At 59.9% G+C, this 19,850-nt stretch carries 18 protein-coding genes and 1 pseudogene; 16 read left to right on the top strand and 3 right to left on the bottom strand.

Going from position 1 to position 19,850, the window contains the following annotated elements:
- Window positions 1-8: 8 nt before the first annotated feature.
- From E3Z29_RS13560 to nuoN, 12 genes and pseudogenes are all read left to right on the top strand, one after another.
- Window positions 9-683 (top strand): NADH-quinone oxidoreductase subunit B family protein, encoded by a 675-nt coding sequence (locus tag E3Z29_RS13560; protein WP_003223809.1) that lies wholly within the window; start codon window positions 9-11, stop codon window positions 681-683.
- A 72-nt stretch (window positions 684-755) separates the two neighbouring features.
- A complete protein-coding gene (gene nuoC / locus E3Z29_RS13555; RefSeq protein ID WP_003223807.1) occupies window positions 756-2,540 on the top strand; it encodes an NADH-quinone oxidoreductase subunit C/D in 1,785 nt (594 codons plus the stop codon).
- 2 nt (window positions 2,541-2,542) lie between these two features.
- A complete protein-coding gene (nuoE, locus tag E3Z29_RS13550; RefSeq protein WP_003223804.1) occupies window positions 2,543-3,040 on the top strand; it encodes an NADH-quinone oxidoreductase subunit NuoE in 498 nt (165 codons plus the stop codon).
- Window positions 3,037-4,392, top strand: coding sequence for an NADH-quinone oxidoreductase subunit NuoF (gene nuoF, locus E3Z29_RS13545; protein ID WP_041073222.1), 1,356 nt, complete (start codon window positions 3,037-3,039; stop codon window positions 4,390-4,392). Before nuoE ends, nuoF begins: the two co-directional genes overlap by 4 nt.
- Window positions 4,393-4,528: 136 nt before the next feature.
- Window positions 4,529-7,243 carry an NADH-quinone oxidoreductase subunit NuoG gene (gene nuoG / locus E3Z29_RS13540; protein ID WP_134786002.1) on the top strand — a complete coding sequence of 905 codons (2,715 nt, stop codon included), beginning with the start codon at window positions 4,529-4,531 and terminating at the stop codon, window positions 7,241-7,243.
- A complete protein-coding gene (gene nuoH, locus E3Z29_RS13535) occupies window positions 7,240-8,247 on the top strand; it encodes an NADH-quinone oxidoreductase subunit NuoH (protein WP_007964859.1) in 1,008 nt (335 codons plus the stop codon). The genes nuoG and nuoH overlap by 4 nt, the downstream gene beginning before the upstream one ends.
- 11 nt (window positions 8,248-8,258) lie before the next feature.
- Window positions 8,259-8,807, top strand: a complete 549-nt coding sequence (gene nuoI / locus E3Z29_RS13530; protein ID WP_003223795.1) for an NADH-quinone oxidoreductase subunit NuoI — start codon at window positions 8,259-8,261, stop codon at window positions 8,805-8,807.
- 9 nt (window positions 8,808-8,816) lie between these two features.
- Complete coding sequence (nuoJ, locus tag E3Z29_RS13525; RefSeq protein ID WP_003223793.1) at window positions 8,817-9,317, top strand: NADH-quinone oxidoreductase subunit J; 501 nt, start codon at window positions 8,817-8,819, stop codon at window positions 9,315-9,317.
- Window positions 9,318-9,320: 3 nt separating this feature from the next.
- On the top strand, window positions 9,321-9,629 hold the full coding sequence (gene nuoK, locus E3Z29_RS13520) for an NADH-quinone oxidoreductase subunit NuoK (protein WP_003180046.1): 309 nt from the start codon (window positions 9,321-9,323) through the stop codon (window positions 9,627-9,629).
- Complete coding sequence (gene nuoL / locus E3Z29_RS13515) at window positions 9,626-11,479, top strand: NADH-quinone oxidoreductase subunit L (RefSeq protein WP_115990180.1); 1,854 nt, start codon at window positions 9,626-9,628, stop codon at window positions 11,477-11,479. The genes nuoK and nuoL overlap by 4 nt, the downstream gene beginning before the upstream one ends.
- Before the next feature lie 39 nt (window positions 11,480-11,518).
- Window positions 11,519-13,051, top strand: a complete 1,533-nt coding sequence (gene nuoM, locus E3Z29_RS13510) for an NADH-quinone oxidoreductase subunit M (RefSeq protein ID WP_003223785.1) — start codon at window positions 11,519-11,521, stop codon at window positions 13,049-13,051.
- Window positions 13,052-13,058: 7 nt separating this feature from the next.
- Window positions 13,059-14,525 (top strand): annotated as a pseudogene (gene nuoN / locus E3Z29_RS13505) (NADH-quinone oxidoreductase subunit NuoN).
- A gap of 191 nt (window positions 14,526-14,716) precedes the next feature.
- Here the strand turns inward: nuoN and E3Z29_RS13500 are convergent.
- Entirely contained in the window at window positions 14,717-15,181 is a 465-nt protein-coding gene (locus E3Z29_RS13500; protein WP_098968147.1) for a GNAT family N-acetyltransferase, read from the bottom strand.
- 369 nt (window positions 15,182-15,550) lie between these two features.
- Here E3Z29_RS13500 and E3Z29_RS13495 point away from each other — a divergent pair, with 369 nt between their 5' ends.
- The 4 genes from E3Z29_RS13495 to E3Z29_RS13480 all read left to right on the top strand — a co-directional run bounded on the left by E3Z29_RS13495 (window position 15,551) and on the right by E3Z29_RS13480 (window position 19,068).
- Window positions 15,551-15,901: a toxin gene (locus tag E3Z29_RS13495; RefSeq protein ID WP_027614658.1), complete on the top strand. Its 351-nt coding sequence runs from the start codon at window positions 15,551-15,553 to the stop codon at window positions 15,899-15,901.
- Entirely contained in the window at window positions 15,891-16,205 is a 315-nt protein-coding gene (locus tag E3Z29_RS13490; protein ID WP_027614657.1) for a DNA-binding transcriptional regulator, read from the top strand. Before E3Z29_RS13495 ends, E3Z29_RS13490 begins: the two co-directional genes overlap by 11 nt.
- Window positions 16,206-16,378: 173 nt before the next feature.
- Entirely contained in the window at window positions 16,379-17,704 is a 1,326-nt protein-coding gene (locus E3Z29_RS13485) for an OprD family porin (RefSeq protein ID WP_134786001.1), read from the top strand.
- A 179-nt stretch (window positions 17,705-17,883) separates the two neighbouring features.
- Complete coding sequence (locus E3Z29_RS13480; RefSeq protein WP_134786000.1) at window positions 17,884-19,068, top strand: acyltransferase; 1,185 nt, start codon at window positions 17,884-17,886, stop codon at window positions 19,066-19,068.
- A gap of 118 nt (window positions 19,069-19,186) precedes the next feature.
- On the opposite strand, the gene E3Z29_RS13475 is transcribed toward E3Z29_RS13480, so the two are convergent.
- Both E3Z29_RS13475 and E3Z29_RS13470 read right to left on the bottom strand, forming a co-directional pair.
- The gene (locus E3Z29_RS13475) at window positions 19,187-19,519 is read right to left on the bottom strand and encodes a DUF2790 domain-containing protein (RefSeq protein ID WP_134785999.1); all 333 of its coding nucleotides are present in this window, start codon (window positions 19,517-19,519) and stop codon (window positions 19,187-19,189) included.
- Window positions 19,520-19,585: 66 nt separating this feature from the next.
- Window positions 19,586-19,786, bottom strand: coding sequence for a co-regulatory protein PtrA N-terminal domain-containing protein (locus E3Z29_RS13470; RefSeq protein ID WP_134785998.1), 201 nt, complete (start codon window positions 19,784-19,786; stop codon window positions 19,586-19,588).
- Window positions 19,787-19,850: the final 64 nt, after the last annotated feature.

Here is a 19,850-nt window from a genome sequence, read left to right as displayed (position 1 = left end):
CTTTGGCAATGCAATACAATCTCACCAGAATCGACCCCGATGCTCCTAACGAGCAGTATCCGATTGGCGAACGGGAAACCGTTTCCGATCCGTTAGAGGATCAAGTTCACAAAAACATTTTCATGGGCAAGCTCGAAGACGTGCTGAGTGGCGCGGTCAACTGGGGGCGTAAAAACTCCCTGTGGCCGTACAACTTCGGCCTTTCGTGCTGCTACGTGGAAATGACCACCGCCTTCACGGCGCCCCACGACATCGCGCGCTTTGGCGCCGAAGTGATCCGGGCATCACCGCGTCAGGCCGACTTCATGGTTATCGCCGGTACCTGCTTCATCAAGATGGCGCCGATCATTCAGCGTCTCTACGAGCAGATGCTCGAGCCGAAGTGGGTTATCTCCATGGGTTCGTGCGCCAACTCCGGTGGCATGTACGACATCTACTCCGTGGTTCAAGGGGTGGACAAGTTCCTGCCCGTGGACGTCTACGTACCTGGCTGCCCGCCTCGTCCAGAAGCATTCCTTCAAGGCTTGATGCTGTTGCAGGAATCGATTGGACAGGAGCGTCGTCCGCTTTCCTGGGTCGTTGGCGACCAAGGCGTTTATCGCGCCGACATGCCTTCGCAAAAGGAACAGCGCCGCGAACAGCGAATCGCAGTCACCAACCTGCGCAGCCCTGACGAAGTCTGATCCAGTCTGTTCTTACAAAGAAACGAGAAGCTGGCTTCATTCTTTACGTTGACCGAAAGCGAAAAAATAACCATGACTACAGGCAGCGCTCTGTACATCCCGCCTTATAAGGCAGACGACCAGGATGTGGTCGTCGAATTGAACAACCGTTTTGGCGCCGAAGCGTTCACCGCTCAGTCGACCCGCACCGGCATGCCGGTGCTGTGGGTGGCGCGCGCCAGACTTGTCGAAGTCCTGACCTTCCTGCGCAACCTGCCCAAGCCGTACGTCATGCTCTATGACTTGCACGGCGTGGACGAGCGTCTGCGCACCAAGCGTCAAGGGCTGCCATCGGGCGCCGACTTCACCGTGTTCTATCACCTCATGTCGCTTGAGCGTAATAGTGACGTGATGATCAAAGTCGCCTTGTCCGAAAGCGACCTGAGCTTGCCGACCGTCACCAGCATCTGGCCGAACGCCAACTGGTACGAGCGTGAAGTCTGGGACATGTTCGGCATCGACTTCAAAGGCCACCCGCACCTGTCGCGCATCATGATGCCGCCGACCTGGGAAGGTCACCCGCTGCGCAAGGACTTCCCGGCGCGCGCCACCGAATTCGATCCGTTCAGCCTCAACCTCGCCAAGCAGCAGCTTGAGGAAGAAGCCGCGCGCTTCCGTCCTGAAGACTGGGGCATGAAGCGTTCCGGGGCCAACGAGGACTACATGTTCCTCAACCTGGGCCCGAACCACCCTTCGGCGCACGGCGCGTTCCGCATCATTCTGCAACTCGATGGCGAAGAAATCGTCGACTGCGTACCGGACATCGGTTACCACCACCGTGGTGCCGAGAAGATGGCCGAGCGTCAGTCCTGGCACAGCTTCATCCCGTACACCGACCGCATCGACTACCTCGGCGGCGTGATGAACAACCTGCCGTACGTGCTCTCGGTCGAGAAGCTGGCCGGCATCAAGGTCCCGGAGAAGGTCGACGTCATCCGCATCATGATGGCCGAGTTCTTCCGGATCACCAGCCACTTGCTGTTCCTGGGGACCTACATCCAGGACGTCGGCGCCATGACCCCGGTGTTCTTCACCTTCACCGACCGCCAGAAGGCGTACACGGTGATCGAAGCCATTACCGGTTTCCGTCTGCATCCGGCCTGGTACCGCATCGGTGGCGTCGCCCACGACCTGCCGCGCGGCTGGGACAAACTGGTGAAAGACTTCGTTGAATGGCTGCCGAAGCGCCTCGACGAATACACCAAGGCTGCCCTGCAGAACAGCATCCTCAAAGGCCGGACCATCGGCGTCGCGCAGTACAACACCAAAGAAGCCCTGGAATGGGGCGTCACCGGTGCCGGCCTGCGTTCGACCGGTTGCGACTTCGACCTGCGTAAAGCGCGCCCATACTCCGGCTACGAGAACTTCGAGTTCGAAGTACCGCTGGCCGCCAATGGCGATGCCTACGATCGCTGCATGGTCCGCGTCGAAGAGATGCGCCAGAGCATCAAGATCATCGACCAGTGCATGCGCAACATGCCGGAAGGCCCGTACAAGGCGGATCACCCGCTGACCACGCCGCCGCCGAAAGAACGCACGCTGCAGCACATCGAAACCCTGATCACGCACTTCCTGCAAGTTTCGTGGGGTCCGGTCATGCCGGCCAACGAATCCTTCCAGATGATCGAAGCGACCAAGGGCATCAACAGTTATTACCTGACGAGCGACGGCGGCACCATGAGCTACCGTACCCGGATCCGCACTCCGAGCTTCCCGCACCTGCAACAGATCCCTTCGGTGATCAAAGGCAGCATGGTCGCGGACTTGATTGCGTACCTGGGTAGTATCGACTTCGTTATGGCCGACGTGGACCGCTAAGCATGAACAGCACGCTTATCCAGACAGACCGTTTCACCTTGAGTGAAACCGAGCGCTCGGCCATCGAGCACGAGCTGCATCACTACGAAGACCCGCGCGCGGCGTCGATCGAAGCCCTGAAGATCGTTCAGAAGGAACGCGGCTGGGTGCCGGATGGCGCCCTGTACGCGATCGGCGAGATCCTCGGCATCCCGGCCAGCGACGTTGAAGGCGTGGCGACGTTCTACAGCCAGATCTTCCGTCAGCCGGTCGGCCGTCACATCATTCGCGTCTGCGACAGCATGGTCTGCTACATCGGCGGCCACGAGTCGGTGGTCAGCGAAATCCAGAACAATCTGGGCATCGGCCTGGGTCAGACCACCGCCGACGGTCGTTTCACCCTGCTGCCTGTCTGCTGCCTCGGCAACTGCGACAAGGCACCGGCGTTGATGATCGACGACGACACCTTTGGCGACGTGCAGCCTGCCGGCGTGGCCAAACTGCTCGAGGGCTACGTATGACCCTGACATCTTTCGGTCCCGCCAACCGCATCAAGCGTTCGGCCGAGACTCACCCGCTGACCTGGCGTCTGCGTGACGACGGCGAAGCCGTGTGGCTCGACGAATACCAGGCCAAGAACGGTTACGCCGCTGCGCGCAAGGCCTTCGCCGACATGGCCCAGGACGACATCGTCCAGACCGTGAAAGACGCCGGCCTCAAAGGTCGCGGCGGTGCAGGCTTCCCCACTGGCGTGAAGTGGGGCCTGATGCCCAAGGACGAATCCATCAACATCCGCTACCTGCTGTGCAACGCGGATGAAATGGAGCCGAACACCTGGAAAGACCGCATGCTGATGGAGCAACTGCCCCATCTGCTGATCGAAGGCATGCTGATCAGTGCCCGCGCGCTGAAAACCTACCGTGGCTACATCTTCCTGCGTGGCGAGTACACCACCGCCGCCAAGCACTTGAATCGTGCCGTGGAAGAAGCCAAGGCTGCGGGCCTGCTGGGCAAGAACATTCTGGGCAGCGGTTTCGATTTCGAACTGTTCGTCCACACCGGCGCCGGGCGTTACATCTGCGGTGAAGAAACCGCACTGATCAACTCCCTCGAAGGCCGCCGCGCCAACCCGCGCTCCAAGCCGCCCTTCCCTGCCGCCGTCGGCGTGTGGGGCAAGCCGACCTGCGTGAACAACGTGGAAACCCTGTGCAACGTGCCGGCGATCATTGCCGACGGCGTTGACTGGTACAAATCGTTGGCCCGCGAAGGCAGCGAAGACATGGGCACCAAGCTCATGGGCTTCTCCGGCAAGGTCAAGAATCCGGGGCTGTGGGAGCTGCCATTCGGCGTCACCGGTCGCGAGCTGTTCGAAGACTACGCCGGCGGCATGCGCGACGGTTACAAGCTCAAGGCTTGGCAGCCAGGTGGCGCCGGTACCGGTTTCCTGTTGCCGGAACACCTCGACGCACAGATGTACGCCGGCGGCATCGCCAAAGTGGGCACCCGGATGGGTACCGGCCTGGCGATGGCGGTGGACGACAGCGTCAACATGGTCTCCTTGCTGCGCAACATGGAGCAGTTCTTCGCTCGCGAATCCTGCGGCTTCTGCACCCCGTGCCGTGATGGCCTGCCATGGAGCGTCAAGCTCTTGATGGCCATCGAAGAAGGCCGTGGTCAGCCAGGCGACATCGAGACCCTGCTGGGTCTGGTCGGCTTCCTCGGCCCAGGCAAGACCTTCTGTGCTCACGCACCGGGTGCCGTGGAGCCGCTGGGCAGTGCCATCAAATACTTCCGTCCAGAGTTCGAAGCCGGTATCGCGCCTGCAAGCGCCGCCGTCCCGCCTCTGGCAAGGCCGATCGTAATCGGCGCGTAAACGCTTAAAAAGGCGAAGGGTCCGTGCCCTTCGCCTTTCGTCCGATGACGCCTTTCGGGGCTGACTGGATTCGGACGGATAACAAGATTCCATTAGCCACGCCCGCTGACACCGGGCCAACGAAGACCTTTGAACCATGGCCACTATCCACGTAGACGGCAAAGCGCTCGAAGTCGACGGGGCAGACAACCTGTTACAGGCATGTCTGTCGCTGGGCCTCGACATCCCTTATTTCTGCTGGCACCCCGCGCTTGGTAGCGTTGGGGCCTGCCGCCAGTGCGCGGTCAAGCAGTACACCGACGAGAACGACACCCGTGGTCGCATCGTCATGTCCTGCATGACCCCTGCCACCGACAACACCTGGATCTCCATCGACGATGAAGAATCCAAGGCGTTCCGCGCCAGTGTTGTCGAATGGCTGATGACCAACCACCCGCACGACTGCCCTGTGTGCGAAGAAGGCGGTCACTGCCACCTGCAAGACATGACGGTGATGACCGGCCACAACGAGCGCCGTTATCGATTCACCAAACGCACCCACCAGAACCAGCAACTGGGCCCGTTCATTTCCCACGAAATGAACCGCTGCATCGCCTGCTACCGCTGCGTGCGTTTCTACAAGGACTACGCCGGCGGCACCGACCTCGGTGTGTTCGGCGCCCACGACAACGTGTACTTCGGTCGCGTTGAAGACGGCACCCTCGAAAGCGAGTTCTCCGGCAACCTCACCGAGGTCTGCCCGACCGGTGTGTTCACCGACAAGACTCACTCCGAGCGCTACAACCGTAAATGGGACATGCAGTTCTCGCCGAGCATCTGCCATGGCTGCTCCAGCGGTTGCAACATTTCCCCGGGCGAGCGTTACGGCGAACTGCGTCGCATCGAAAACCGTTTCAACGGTTCGGTGAACCAGTACTTCCTGTGCGACCGTGGCCGTTTCGGTTATGGCTACGTCAACCGCACCGACCGTCCACGTCAGCCACTGCTGGCCGACGGCACCAAGCTGGGCCTGGATCAGGCGCTGGACAAGGCAGCCGATCTGCTGCGCGGGCGCAATATCGTCGGTATCGGTTCGCCGCGTGCCAGCCTCGAAAGCAACTACGCGCTGCGTGAACTGGTCGGCGCCGAGCATTTCTACTCCGGTATCGAAGCCTCCGAACTGGAGCGCATCCGTCTGGTCCTGCAAGTGCTCAAAGACAGCCCGCTGCCAGTGCCGAACATGCGCGACATCGAAGACCACGACGCCGTGTTCGTCCTCGGTGAAGACCTGACCCAGACCGCCGCCCGTATGGCGCTGTCCCTGCGTCAGTCGGTCAAGGGCAAAGCTGAAGACATGGCCGAGGCCATGCGCGTTCAGCCGTGGCTCGACGCCGCGGTGAAGAACATCGGTCAGCACGAACTGAACCCGCTGTTCATCGCCAGCCTGGCGGAAACCAAGCTCGACGACATCGCGGAAGAGTGCGTTCACGCCGCTCCGGACGATCTGGCGCGCATCGGCTTCGCTGTGGCCCACGCACTGGATGCCAGCGCACCGGCCGTTGAAGGTCTGGATGCTGAAGCACTGGAACTGGCCAAGCGCATTGCCGACGCCCTGCTCGCGGCCAAACGTCCGCTGATCATCGCCGGTACTTCGCTGGGTTCCAAAGCCTTGATCGAAGCGGCGGCGAACATCGCCAAAGCCCTGAAGCTGCGCGAGAAGAACGGTTCGATCAGCCTGATCGTGCCGGAAGCCAACAGCCTTGGCCTGGCCATGCTCGGTGGCGAATCGGTCGACGCGGCGCTGCAAGCCGTGATCGACGGCAAGGCCGACGCCATCGTCGTGCTGGAAAACGATCTGTACACCCGCACCTCGAAAGCCAAGGTCGATGCCGCGCTGAACGCTGCGAAAGCCGTGATCGTTGCCGACCACCAGAAAACCGCCACCACCGACCGCGCGCAACTGGTGCTGCCAGCGGCAAGCTTCGCTGAAGGCGACGGTACGCTGGTCAGCCAGGAAGGCCGCGCCCAGCGCTTCTTCCAGGTTTTCGATCCGCAATACATGGATGCGAGCATCCTGGTTCACGAAGGCTGGCGCTGGCTGCACGCCCTGCGCTCGACCCTGCTGAACCAGCCGATCGACTGGACGCAACTCGACCACGTCACCGCTGCCGTGGCGTCGAGCACCGAGCAACTGGCGCGTATCGTCGACGCCGCGCCGTCTGCCGCGTTCCGCATCAAGGGTCTGAAACTGGCGCGTGAGCCGCTGCGTTATTCCGGTCGCACCGCGATGCGCGCCGACATCAGCGTTCACGAACCGCGCACCCCGCAAGACAAAGACACCGCGTTCGCCTTCTCCATGGAAGGTTACTCGGGCTCGGCCGAACCGCGTCAGCAAGTGCCGTTCGCCTGGTCGCCGGGCTGGAACTCGCCGCAAGCCTGGAACAAGTTCCAGGATGAAGTCGGTGGTCACCTGCGTGCTGGCGACCCGGGCACCCGCCTGATCGAAAGCACCGGCGATTCGCTGAACTGGTTCGCCGCTGCTCCGCGCGCATTCAACCCGGCACCGGGTACCTGGCAGGCCGTGCCGTTCTACCACCTGTTCGGCAGCGACGAAAACTCGTCGAAAGCCGCACCGGTACAGGAACGCATCCCGGCTCCGTACGTGGCGCTGGCCAAATCCGAAGCGGATCGCCTGGGCGTCAACGACGGTGCTCTGCTGAGCCTGAACGTGGCCGGCCAGACCCTGCGTCTGCCGCTGCGCATCAATGAAGAACTGGGCGCTGGTCTGGTGGCCTTGCCTGCGGGCATCGCCGGCATTCCACCGGCATTCGCCGGCCTGTCCGTCGACGGTCTGCAGGAGGCAGCGCAATGACCTGGTTCACCCCTGAAGTGATCGATGTGATCCTGACGGTCATCAAAGCCATCGTGATTCTGCTGGCCGTCGTGGTCGCGGGCGCGTTGCTCAGCTTTGTCGAACGTCGCCTGCTGGGCTGGTGGCAGGACCGTTACGGTCCGAACCGCGTTGGCCCGTTCGGCATGTTCCAGATCGCCGCCGACATGCTGAAGATGTTCTTCAAGGAAGACTGGACTCCGCCGTTTGCCGACAAGGTGATTTTCACCCTGGCACCGGTGGTGGCCATGTCCGCCTTGCTGATCGCCTTTGCGATCATCCCGATCACCCCGACCTGGGGCGTCGCGGATCTGAACATCGGCCTGCTGTTCTTCTTCGCCATGGCCGGTCTGTCGGTCTACGCGGTGCTGTTCGCCGGCTGGTCGAGCAACAACAAGTTCGCCCTGCTCGGCAGCTTGCGTGCTTCGGCGCAGACCGTGTCCTACGAAGTGTTCATGGGCCTGGCCCTGATGGGCATCGTGGTGCAGGTCGGCTCGTTCAACATGCGCGACATCGTCGAGTACCAGGCGCAGAACCTGTGGTTCATCATTCCGCAGTTCTTCGGCTTCTGTACCTTCTTCATCGCTGGCGTCGCCGTGACTCACCGTCACCCGTTCGACCAGCCGGAAGCGGAACAGGAACTGGCAGACGGTTACCACATTGAATACGCCGGTATGAAATGGGGCATGTTCTTCGTCGGTGAATACATCGGCATCATCCTGATCTCGGCGCTGCTGGTCACCCTGTTCTTCGGTGGCTGGCACGGTCCGTTCGGCATCCTGCCGCAACTGTCCTTCGTCTGGTTCGCACTGAAGACCGCGTTCTTCATCATGCTGTTCATCCTGCTGCGCGCTTCCATCCCGCGTCCGCGTTATGACCAGGTGATGGATTTCAGCTGGAAATTCTGCCTGCCACTGACCCTGATCAATTTGCTGATAACCGCTGCGGTTGTGTTGTGGAACACACCTGCGGTTGCGGTTCAGTGAGGATTTGACCCATGTTCAAATATATTGGCGACATCGTTAAGGGTACCGGTACCCAGTTGCGCAGCCTGGTCATGGTCTTCGGCCATGGCTTCCGCAAGCGCGACACCCTGCAATACCCGGAAGAGCCGGTCTACCTGCCGCCACGCTACCGTGGTCGCATCGTCCTGACCCGTGACCCCGATGGCGAAGAGCGTTGCGTAGCCTGCAACCTGTGCGCCGTGGCTTGCCCGGTAGGTTGCATCTCGCTGCAGAAAGCTGAAACCGAAGACGGTCGCTGGTACCCGGACTTCTTCCGTATCAACTTCTCGCGCTGCATTTTCTGCGGTCTCTGCGAGGAAGCCTGTCCGACCACCGCAATCCAGCTGACTCCGGATTTCGAGATGGCCGAGTTCAAACGTCAGGACCTGGTGTACGAGAAAGAAGATCTTTTGATCTCCGGCCCCGGCAAAAACCCTGATTACAACTTCTATCGTGTTGCAGGTATGGCAATCGCTGGCAAGCCGAAAGGCTCTGCGCAGAACGAAGCCGAACCGATCAACGTGAAGAGCTTGCTGCCTTAAGGAAGAACGATGGAATTCGCTTTCTATTTCGCATCGGGTATCGCGGTGGTGTCCACGCTTCGTGTGGTCACCAACACCAACCCTGTGCACGCCCTGCTCTACCTGATCATCTCGTTGATCGCCGTGGCCATGACCTTCTTCGCACTCGGCGCACCGTTCGCCGGCGTGCTGGAAGTGATCGCCTACGCCGGCGCCATCATGGTGCTGTTCGTGTTCGTGGTGATGATGCTGAACCTGGGCCCGGCCTCGGTTCAACAGGAACGCACCTGGCTCAAGCCCGGTATCTGGGCCGGGCCGGTGATTCTCGCCGCCCTGCTGCTGGCCGAACTGCTGTATGTGCTGTTCGCTCACCAGAGCGGCCAGGCCATCGGCCACACCACCGTCGATGCAAAAGCCGTGGGCGTCAGCCTGTTCGGTCCGTATCTGCTGGTGGTCGAACTCGCCTCGATGCTGCTGCTCGCCGCAGCCGTCACGGCGTTCCATTTGGGCCGTAACGAGGCGAAGGAGTAAGACATGCCTGCTATCCCTCTCGAACATGGATTGGCCGTTGCCGGCATCCTGTTCTGCCTTGGTCTGGTCGGCCTGATGGTCCGCCGCAACATTTTGTTCGTGTTGATGAGTCTGGAAGTGATGATGAACGCCTCTGCCCTGGCCTTCATCGTTGCGGGCGCCCGCTGGGCGCAACCGGATGGACAGATCATGTTCATCCTGGTGATCAGCCTGGCAGCCGCCGAGGCCAGTATTGGCCTGGCGATCCTGCTGCAACTGTATCGCCGCTTCCACACGCTCGATATCGACGCTGCCAGTGAGATGCGCGGATGAACCTAATCTTTCTGACTTTTGTATTCCCTCTGATCGGTTTCCTGCTGCTGTCGTTCTCCCGTGGACGCTGGTCGGAAAACCTCTCGGCGCTGATCGGCGTGGGTTCCATTGGCTTGTCGGCGATTGTTGCCGCCTACGTCATCTGGCAATTCAACGTCGCGCCGCCCGAGGGCGGTCACTACACCCTGGTGCTGTGGAAGTGGATGGCGGTCGAAGGCTTCAAGCCTGACTTCGCCCTCTACATCGATGGCCTGTCGATCACCATGCTCGGCGTGGTGGTGGGCGTGGGTTTCCTGATCCACCTGTTCGCGTCCTGGTACATGCGCGGCGAAGCGGGCTACTCGCGCTTCTTCTCGTACACCAACCTGTTTATCGCCAGCATGCTGTTCCTGGTACTCGGCGATAACCTGTTGTTCCTGTACTTCGGCTGGGAAGGCGTGGGCCTGTGCTCGTACCTGTTGATCGGTTTCTACTACAGCAACCGCAACAACGGTAACGCCGCACTCAAGGCCTTCATCGTGACCCGGATCGGCGACGTGTTCATGGCCATCGGCCTGTTCATCCTGTTCCAGCAAGTGGGCACGCTGAACATCCAGGAACTGCTGGTGCTGGCACCACAGAAATTCCAGGTCGGTGACTTCTGGATCACCCTGGCGACTCTGATGCTGCTGGGTGGCGCGGTCGGTAAATCGGCGCAACTGCCACTGCAAACCTGGCTCGCGGACGCGATGGCCGGTCCGACCCCGGTGTCGGCACTGATCCACGCTGCAACCATGGTAACTGCCGGTGTCTACCTGATTGCCCGTACCCACGGTCTGTTCACCCTGGCGCCGGAAATCCTGCACCTGGTCGGCATCGTCGGTGGTGTGACTCTGGTACTGGCCGGTTTCGCCGCACTGGTACAGACCGACATCAAACGTATCCTCGCCTACTCGACCATGAGCCAGATCGGCTACATGTTCCTGGCGCTGGGCGTGGGTGCCTGGGATGGCGCGATTTTCCACCTGATGACCCACGCCTTCTTCAAGGCCCTGCTGTTCCTTGCCTCCGGCGCGGTGATCGTTGCCTGCCACCACGAGCAGAACATCTTCAAGATGGGCGGTCTGTGGAAAAAGCTGCCACTGGCCTACGCCAGCTTCATCGTCGGTGGTGCTGCACTGGCCGCCCTGCCACTGGTCACCGCCGGTTTCTACTCCAAGGACGAAATCCTTTGGGAAGCGTTCGCCAGCGGCAACCACGGTCTGCTTTACGCCGGTCTGGTCGGTGCGTTCATGACTTCGCTGTACACCTTCCGCCTGATCTTCATCACGTTCCACGGTGAAGCCAAGACCGAAGCCCACGCCGGTCACGGCATCTCTCACTGGCTGCCACTGTCGGTGCTGATCGTACTGTCGACGTTCGTCGGCGCCATGATCGTTCCACCGCTGCACGGCGTACTGCCTGAGAGCGTTGGCCATGCCGGTGGTGAAGCCAAGCACAGTCTGGAAATCGCTTCGGGCGCCATCGCCCTGGCCGGTATCCTGCTGGCGGCCCTGCTGTTCCTCGGCAAGCGTCGCTTCGTGACCGCGATCGCCAACAGCGGCGTCGGCCGTTTCCTTTCAGCCTGGTGGTTCGCTGCCTGGGGCTTCGACTGGATCTACGACAAACTGTTCGTCAAGCCGTACCTTGCGATCAGCCATGTACTGCGCAGAGACCCGCTCGACCAGACCATCGGTCTGATCCCGCGTATGGCCAAAGGCGGTCACACCGCCCTGAGCCGCACCGAGACCGGTCAACTGCGTTGGTATGCCGCCTCGATGGCTGCTGGTGCCGTGCTGGTAATCGGCGCCATCGTGCTGGTAGCGGTCTGATATGAACCTTGCGAATTTGCGAAAGGAAACGAGCCCGTCATGATTCTGCCTTGGCTAATCCTGATCCCCTTCATCGGCGGCCTGCTGTGCTGGATGGGTGAGCGCTTCGGCGCTACCCTCCCCCGCTGGATTGCGCTGTTGACCATGACCCTGGAACTCGCCCTCGGCCTCTGGCTGTGGGCCCACGGTGACTATTCATTTGCTCCGGCGCCTGGCGCCGATCCGACCTGGGCGCTCGAGTTCAAGCACGTCTGGATCCAGCGCTTCGGCATCAACGTGCACCTGGCCCTCGACGGCCTGTCGCTGTTGATGATCCTGCTGACCGGCCTGCTGGGTATCCTCTCGGTACTCTGCTCGTGGAAAGAGATTCAACGTCACGTTGGCTTCTTCCACCTGAACCTGATGTGGATCCTGGGCGGCGTGGTCGGCGTGTTCCTCGCCCTCGACCTGTTCATGTTCTTCTTCTTCTGGGAAATGATGCTGGTGCCGATGTACTTCCTCATCGCGCTCTGGGGTCACAGTTCTTCGGACGGCAAGAAAACCCGGATCTACGCAGCAACCAAGTTCTTCATCTTCACTCAGGCTTCCGGCCTGATCATGCTGGTGGCGATCCTCGGTCTGGTGCTGGTCAACTTCAACAACACTGGCGTGATTACCTTCAACTACGCCGACCTGTTGAAGACCAAGATGTCGATGACCACCGAGTACATTCTGATGCTCGGCTTCTTCATCGCCTTCGCGGTCAAGCTGCCAGTCGTACCGTTCCACTCGTGGTTGCCTGACGCGCACGCCCAGGCGCCGACTGCCGGTTCCGTCGACCTCGCCGGTATCCTGCTGAAAACCGCGGCCTACGGTCTGCTGCGTTTCGCCCTGCCGCTGTTCCCGAATGCTTCGGCCGAGTTCGCGCCGATCGCCATGACCCTCGGTCTGATCGGGATCTTCTACGGTGCGTTCCTCGCGTTCGCGCAAACCGACATCAAGCGTCTGATCGCCTTCTCGTCCGTTTCCCACATGGGCTTCGTGTTGATCGGCATCTACTCCGGCAGCCAACTGGCGCTGCAAGGTGCAGTGATCCAGATGCTGGCGCACGGTCTGTCGGCCGCGGCACTGTTTATCCTCAGCGGTCAGCTGTACGAGCGTCTGCACACCCGTGACATGCGTGAGATGGGCGGTCTGTGGTCGCGTATCGCTTACCTGCCGGCGATCAGCCTGTTCTTCGCCGCCGCCTCGCTGGGTCTGCCGGGTACCGGTAACTTCGTCGGCGAGTTCCTGATCCTGATCGGTACGTTCGCCAGTGCGCCATGGATCACCGCGATTGCCACCTCCGGTCTGGTGTTCGGTTCGGTCTACTCGCTGATCATGATCCACCGTGCCTACTTCGGTCCGTCGAAATCGGATTCGATCCTGCACGGCATGGACGGTCGCGAACTGATCATGGTGCTGGGCCTTGCGGTGCTGCTGATTTACCTCGGCGTCTACCCGCAACCGTTCCTCGACACTTCCGCCGCCACGATGCATGGCGTGCAGCAGTGGCTCGGCACCGCCTTCACTCAACTCGCTTCGGCCCGGTAAGAGCGCTATGGAATTCACGATTCAACACTTTATTGCGCTTGCGCCACTGTTGATCACCAGCCTCACCATTATCGTGGTGATGCTGGCAATCGCCTGGCGCCGCAACCACTCGCAGACCTTCCTGATCTCGGTCGCCGGTCTGAACCTGGCCCTGCTGTCGATCCTGCCAGCCCTGAAAGTCGCGCCTCTGGCTGTGACTCCTTTGCTGCAAGTCGACACCTTCGCCTGCCTGTACATGGCGCTGATCCTGGTCGCCACCCTCGCCTGTGTGACCCTCGCCCACGCCTACCTCGGCGATGGCGGTTCGGGTTACCCGGGCAACCGTGAAGAACTGTACCTGCTGATCCTGATGGCCGCCGCCGGTGGTCTGGTTCTGGTCAGCGCGCAGCACCTGGCCGGTTTGTTCATCGGTCTGGAACTGCTGTCGGTGCCGGTCTACGGTCTGGTGGCTTACGCCTTCTTCAACAAGCGTTCGCTGGAAGCCGGCATCAAGTACATGGTGCTGTCGGCGGCCGGTTCCGCGTTCCTGTTGTTCGGCATGGCCCTGCTCTACGCTGACGCCGGCACCCTGAGCTTCAACGGTATCGGTCAGGCACTGGCTACCACCAACCTGCCGAGCTCGCTGGCGCAGTTGGGTCTGGGCATGATGCTGATCGGTCTGGCATTCAAGCTGTCGTTGGTACCGTTCCACCTGTGGACCCCGGACGTGTACGAAGGTGCTCCGGCGCCAGTCGCCGCGTTCCTCGCCACGGCGTCGAAGGTTGCCGTGTTCGCGGTGATGGTGCGTCTGTTCCAGATCTCCCCTGCTGCCAGAGCAGCGGCGTGCTGAGCGACGTACTGAGCGTGATCGCCGTCGCCTCGATCCTGTTCGGTAACCTGCTGGCCCTGACCCAGAGCAACCTCAAGCGTCTGCTCGGTTACTCGTCCATCGCGCACTTCGGCTACCTGCTGATTGCCCTGGGTGGCGAGCAAGGGTCTGGCGGTGGAAGCCATCGGCGTGTATCTGGTGACTTATGTGATCACCAGCCTTGGCGCCTTCGGCGTGATCACCCTGATGTCCTCGCCGTACAACGGCCGTGACGCCGACGCGCTGTACGAGTACCGCGGCCTGTTCTGGCGCCGTCCGTACCTGACCGCCGTGCTGACCGTGATGATGCTGTCCCTGGCCGGTATTCCGCTGACCGCTGGCTTCATCGGCAAGTTCTACATCATCGCCACCGGTGTCGAGTCGCACCAATGGTGGCTGGTCGGTTCGCTGGTACTGGGCAGCGCCATCGGCGTGTTCTACTACCTGCGCGTGATGGTCACCCTGTACCTGATCGAACCGAACCTGCGCCGCCACGACGCCCAACTGCACTGGGAACAGAAGGCAGGCGGCGTGATGCTGTTGGCCATCGCCCTGGTCGCGTTCTTCCTCGGTGTGTACCCGCAGCCATTGCTGACTCTGGTTCAGCAGGCGGGTCTGGCGGGCTGATTGCTCGGCTGGCTACAAGTGAAAACGGCACCTTCGGGTGCCGTTTTTGTTTTACAGATTCCATGTAGCAACAAATAACCTGTGGCGAGGGAGCTTGCTCCCGTCAGGACGCGAAGCGGCCCCGCTGTTCAACTGAGAAGCGGGGCCCGCTACGCAGTCCAGCGGGAGCAAGCTCCCTCGCCCCAATGGCATCACAGTTTCTTCACCATCGGCACGCACGCCAGTTGCAGACCAGAAGGCGATTGATAAATTGCACTCCCCTCCCCAATGTAACCGCAGCGCCGGTAAAAATCGACAGCGTTCAATGTCGCGTCCAGACACACCTCTGCCAGCCCCAGCTCCCGCGCCAGATCTTCGAGAAAGAACAGAACACGCTTGCCCAGCCCACGCTGCATGAAATCCGGGCGGATGAAGATTGCGCCGATTTCATGCTGCTCCAGATCAAGCATTCCAGTTGCTACAGGTTCACCCTCAGTGCAGACCAGATAGAAATGCTTTTCCATCAGCGTGTCGTAGCCGTCTTCGGCCGCTCCTTTGGTCCAGTCGAGCATTTGCTGCTGGCTGTAGGCACCGATGCATTGGTGCCGGATGGCCAGTCGCCGAATGTCGAACGCGATCTGCGCATCGTCCGGGGTAGCTCTTCTGATGTCGAACATTTCTCTCTCCTTGAGGTATGTGCGGACGGAGCATGAAAAAGCCCCGTCCATTTCTGGCGGGGCTTTGGGTACACGTCAAATGACAAACACGTATGACCTTATGGCCCGCCGGAAGCGGTCATGGAGGAGCACATCATTGTCATTCGAAGTCGGGTAGTCATGGGGGGATAGTGCTGTGGATTGTTCCGACATGTCAATTGTGAAGCCTCCTCTCTACTCAATCGAATGTTCTCACCACACTCGCCGATTCGTCCTACAGGTGTTTTTACGACCGGCGTCTACCGTTCAAAAAGGGACGAAAAGGACGGCCTGAAGGCCTTGACCGATTCGATTATCGAGACAACACTATACGTAGGTAGCGTACAGAACATGGATGCTCTATTTATCGAATTGCCTGTGTTTCAGAAGCACCGAGACGACTATCTGGATGACGATCTGTTTCGCAGCTTTCAATTGGAGTTGCTGAAAAATCCGGAAGCGGGCGATCTCATCGAGGACACAGGCGGGCTTCGTAAAATTCGCTTCAGCGACCAACGAAGAGGGAAAGGCAAGCGCAGCGGATTACGAGTGATTTATTACTGGTGGTCAGGCTTCGATCAGTTCTGGCTCTTTACCGTCTTCAACAAAAACGAGCAGGACGATTTGACGCCTGCCCAGAAAAAGCTTTTCAGAAAAACACTGGATAGAGAACTCAACGCGAGAAGCCACTATGAAACGTGACATTTTTTCCGAACTGATGGATGGACTGGAAGCACTGGCCGATGAACGCCAAGGCAAAATCACCTTGCGTACCCATAAGGTTCAGCTGCCAAAACTGATGCCGATCACTGCTGAGGAAGTGATAGCCATCCGTCAGCAACTTAATCTTTCCCGGTCAGTTTTCGCGATGTATCTACGCACCAATACGCGAACGCTCGAGAACTGGGAGCAAGGACGAGCTACGCCCAATGCTCAGGCCACAACCCTGATCCGTCTGGTCGAGCGTTTTCCACAGACAATCGAACAACTCGCAGCCCTGACCTGACACGGGGTTTTGATTCCAGCCACATGACGAAATTGTAATTCCCCCCTCACCTTGGCGTTATCCGCAGCTTGCAACGATGTGACCCGGCGACCAATGCCGGCGGGCCCTGCCCCGTCGAACAATAAAACCACGCCGACGCACGTTCCCGTTCTGCCGAACCCAAGGAGTGTTTGATGGTTAACAATACAAAAATGTCGATGGCCGCTTTAGCGGTGGTGGTCGGCTCCGGGCCGTCCATGGTGTTTGCAGAAGACAAGCCCGAAGGCTTTGTCGAAGGCAGCAGCCTGACGGTGCTCAACCGCAACTTCTACTTCAATCGTGATCATCGCAACGGCCAGTCCAGCCCCACCGGCAACGGTTATTCCGAAGCCTGGGCGCATGCGGTGATCAGCAAGTTCGAATCCGGTTTCACCCAAGGCACCGTCGGGGTCGGTGTCGACGCATTTGCCATGCTCGGCTTGAAACTCGACACCGGTGACGGCCGCAACGGCGGGCGCAGTTCGTTCGATGTGCTGCCGGTCAACCGTGACGGCCAGGCGCGGGATGAATACACCAAGATCGGTGGCGCCGCCAAAGTGCGGGCCTTCGATACCGTGGTCAAGGTCGGTGATGTGTTCCCGGCCAACCCGGTGGTGGCCGCAGGTGATTCGCGCCTGCTGCCGGAAAGCTTTCGCGGTGTGACGGCGACCAACACCAGCATCGACGGTCTGTCGATTCAGGGCGGTCGTTTGCATGCGATGAGCCAACCGGTGTCCAGCGACATGCGCGAAAATTTCGCCACGTTCTACGCCGGCCCGGTCAATTCGCCGTGGATCGCTTATGGCGGCGGCGACTACGTGCTTAACAAGAACCTCAGTTTCAGCCTGTATTCCAGTCGCCTCAAGGACACCTGGAACCAGTATTACGCCGGCACCGCCTGGACCTATCCACTGTCGGACGAGTTGTCGTTGTTCGGCGGCCTGAACTATTACAAGGCGGTCGACGAAGGCAAGCAACTGCTCGGCCAATTCGACAACAACATCTGGAGCGGCCGCGTCGGCGTGAAGCTCGGCGCCCATTCCGTCGCCCTCTCCCATCAGCGCAACAACGGCAACGACGACTTCGATTACCTGCGCCAGTCCGACTCGATCTTCCTCGATAACTCGATCCAGTACAGCGACTTCAACTCGCCGAAGGAACGTTCGTGGATGGTGCGCTACGACCTCGACATGAGCACTTACGGCGTACCCGGTCTGTCGTTCATGACCCGTTACGCACGTGGCACCGACGCCGACTATTCCAACGCCAACGCCGTGTACATGCGCCGCGATGCCGAAGGCAATCCGCTGACCGACCAGAAGCGCTGGGAGCGCGACATCGAAGTCAAATACGTGGTGCAGAGCGGTTCGATGAAAGACCTGTCGCTGCGTTTGCGCCAGGCCACCACCCGCGCCACGGCGTTCGAGTCAGACCTGGATGAAGTGCGGGTGATCGTCGAGTACCCGCTGGCGATTCTCTGAGTTTCCCGAGCAATACCATTCACCTTTAGAAGCTCCTTGCTCCTTTGGTCAGAGGTGAATTTTTTGGCGTCCTTCGGGGCGCCTTTTTTTGCGCTGAATAAACTCATCGTTTTCTTGACCGAACCGCAAGCCACCTGCCATCTTCGCCTGCGCTGACCAACAAGAATAACGAGGGACCGATGAGTAGCCGTAAGAACCTGGAAATCGAGTACTTGCGAGGGGCTGCTGTGGCCATGACCTTCTTGTGCCATGTCACCATGATGCTGCCGTTCCATACCGATACGCTGCTGAGAATATTCTCGATTTTCATGCCCTGGACCGGTGTCGACCTGTTCTTCTGCATTTCCGGTTTCGTGGTCAGCAAGGCCTATCTGGACCATTTCGACCAACAGCGCGCCCAAGGTCAGTCCGGTCTGGCAACTGCATGTTTCTGGCTGCGCCGCGCCTATCGTCTGCTGCCCACAGCATGGCTCTGGATACTCATTCCGCTGTTGTTTTCCGTTATTTTCAACCAATCGAATGCCTTTGGTTCGTGGTACGACAATTTGCGCAGTTTCACCGCCGTCGCGACCTTCAGCGGCAACCTGGCGATGCATTACAACTCGCTGCTGGGCCCTAGCCCTCAATACTGGAGCCTGGCGCTCGAAGAGCAGTTTTACTTCGTATTTCCTTTTTTTCTGCTGTTTGTCACGGCCCCGCGTTGGCGGATCATTGCCCTGTTCGCACTGATTGCGTTGCAGTTCGGTATCGACAGAAATCCTTACGGCCAACCCGCGAGCATCCTCACGCACTTCCGTCTGGATGCAATGCTCTGGGGAATTCTCCTGTGCCTGTTCACCCGTACCCGCCTCTATCGGCAGATAGAACCGGTCGGTCTGGGTCAGGGGACGATCAAACCGCTGCTTTGCACGCTGTTCCTGCTATACATGCTGGGTTCTGTCGCCATCCAGCTGATTGCCATGCCCATTGCTGTCGGCATCGTCGCGATGGTCGCGGTATTGATTGTCTGGCTGGCGAGTTATCAGAAGGGCTATATCTACTGCCCGGCGTTCATGCGCGGTCTCATGCAATGGCTTGGCTCACGGTCGTATGGGCTCTACGTGATCCACGTGTTCACCAACCACCTGAGTACAGAGGTCTGGACGCGTGTTGCCGCCAACCAAGGCGTGCCGCTGGATGGGCGTTTCACCCTTGAGCTGTTACTGACGTCGGTGGGTCTGCTGGTGCTGCTGAGCGAACTCAACTACCGCTTTATCGAAACGCCTCTGCGTCTGCGCGGCGCCGAGATTGCCCGACGCAAGTTGAACCAGGAAGCGTCTCCGCTCCCGGCCGTTGTGGATGTCGAGCCTTTGCCGACCAAGTAACCCTCCTTGAACACACAGGCTAGAGAGCTGACATACGAAGGACAACCTGAAAACATTGTGGGAAGGTTCTGCTTTTCCCACACAACTTTTAAATGCAGCTCCGGGGATCAGGTGTTGGTTAGCCACCACTGTTGCGGCACACGCCGGCCACGCTGTATCTGAGGGTGTTGAGTTGCCCTTGCGAGTCTTCGTAGGTCATAGCGGTAGGCACCACCGAGCAGGCAGGCTGCGGCTTCACCACGCTGACGATTTTCACCACGTCGAGCTTCATGCCGTATTCGTATTCCTTGACCACCGGCGCCGCTGTGCCGCGCTCGGCTGCGTATTGCTCCATGGCTTTGGCGTTGGCGCTGAAAGCACGTTCGAAAGTGCGATCGCCGCCGCCTTCAGCCAGTGCATTTACCGACATCGCCATGACGCCGGCGAAGGTCATCCATTTGATCAACTGCATGTTTACTCCTCCGTAAAAAAGCCCGGCATCGGCACACGACAACGGGCTTGTTCCAGTGCGCCGGGCTTACAGGTCTTTGGTCTTGTCGTCTTTCTTCTCGTTGACGACGACCGGGTCGCGGGCCTGTTCCTTGGTCACGAACAGCTCCACGGCGCGATCATTGGCGGTCATCATCCGGTCGAACGTGCGGTCACCGCCGCCTTCGGCCATGGCCAGGGACGACAGCATCAGGGCGGCTGCGAAGGTGCTCAGTTGGGCGAATTTCATGGTTGATTCCTCGTTTAAGTAGCTGACGGGATCAAGGTAACAAGGCGCACCTTTCGTGACGGTG

The sequence above is a fragment of the Pseudomonas sp. S150 genome, assembly GCF_004526365.1.
Classification (GTDB): Bacteria; Pseudomonadota; Gammaproteobacteria; order Pseudomonadales; family Pseudomonadaceae; genus Aquipseudomonas; species Aquipseudomonas putida_A.
The sequence above is the reverse complement of the archived record's forward strand: the minus strand, read 5'-3'. Positions and strand labels throughout refer to the sequence as shown.

Excerpts from the sequence above, each read along its gene's own strand:
- E3Z29_RS13490 (WP_027614657.1), top strand. The coding sequence starts at position 15,891 with ATGAAACGTGACATTTTTTCCGAACTGATGGATGGACTGGAAGCACTG.
- nuoJ (WP_003223793.1), top strand. The coding sequence starts at position 8,817 with ATGGAATTCGCTTTCTATTTCGCATCGGGTATCGCGGTGGTGTCCACG.
- nuoL (WP_115990180.1), top strand. The coding sequence starts at position 9,626 with ATGAACCTAATCTTTCTGACTTTTGTATTCCCTCTGATCGGTTTCCTG.
- E3Z29_RS13470 (WP_134785998.1), bottom strand. The coding sequence starts at position 19,786 with ATGAAATTCGCCCAACTGAGCACCTTCGCAGCCGCCCTGATGCTGTCG.
- nuoI (WP_003223795.1), top strand. The coding sequence starts at position 8,259 with ATGTTCAAATATATTGGCGACATCGTTAAGGGTACCGGTACCCAGTTG.
- nuoH (WP_007964859.1), top strand. The coding sequence starts at position 7,240 with ATGACCTGGTTCACCCCTGAAGTGATCGATGTGATCCTGACGGTCATC.
- E3Z29_RS13560 (WP_003223809.1), top strand. The coding sequence starts at position 9 with ATGCAATACAATCTCACCAGAATCGACCCCGATGCTCCTAACGAGCAG.
- nuoM (WP_003223785.1), top strand. The coding sequence starts at position 11,519 with ATGATTCTGCCTTGGCTAATCCTGATCCCCTTCATCGGCGGCCTGCTG.
- nuoG (WP_134786002.1), top strand. The coding sequence starts at position 4,529 with ATGGCCACTATCCACGTAGACGGCAAAGCGCTCGAAGTCGACGGGGCA.
- nuoE (WP_003223804.1), top strand. The coding sequence starts at position 2,543 with ATGAACAGCACGCTTATCCAGACAGACCGTTTCACCTTGAGTGAAACC.
- nuoF (WP_041073222.1), top strand. The coding sequence starts at position 3,037 with ATGACCCTGACATCTTTCGGTCCCGCCAACCGCATCAAGCGTTCGGCC.
- E3Z29_RS13485 (WP_134786001.1), top strand. The coding sequence starts at position 16,379 with ATGGTTAACAATACAAAAATGTCGATGGCCGCTTTAGCGGTGGTGGTC.
- E3Z29_RS13475 (WP_134785999.1), bottom strand. The coding sequence starts at position 19,519 with ATGCAGTTGATCAAATGGATGACCTTCGCCGGCGTCATGGCGATGTCG.
- E3Z29_RS13480 (WP_134786000.1), top strand. The coding sequence starts at position 17,884 with ATGAGTAGCCGTAAGAACCTGGAAATCGAGTACTTGCGAGGGGCTGCT.
- nuoK (WP_003180046.1), top strand. The coding sequence starts at position 9,321 with ATGCCTGCTATCCCTCTCGAACATGGATTGGCCGTTGCCGGCATCCTG.
- E3Z29_RS13500 (WP_098968147.1), bottom strand. The coding sequence starts at position 15,181 with ATGTTCGACATCAGAAGAGCTACCCCGGACGATGCGCAGATCGCGTTC.
- E3Z29_RS13495 (WP_027614658.1), top strand. The coding sequence starts at position 15,551 with ATGGATGCTCTATTTATCGAATTGCCTGTGTTTCAGAAGCACCGAGAC.
- nuoC (WP_003223807.1), top strand. The coding sequence starts at position 756 with ATGACTACAGGCAGCGCTCTGTACATCCCGCCTTATAAGGCAGACGAC.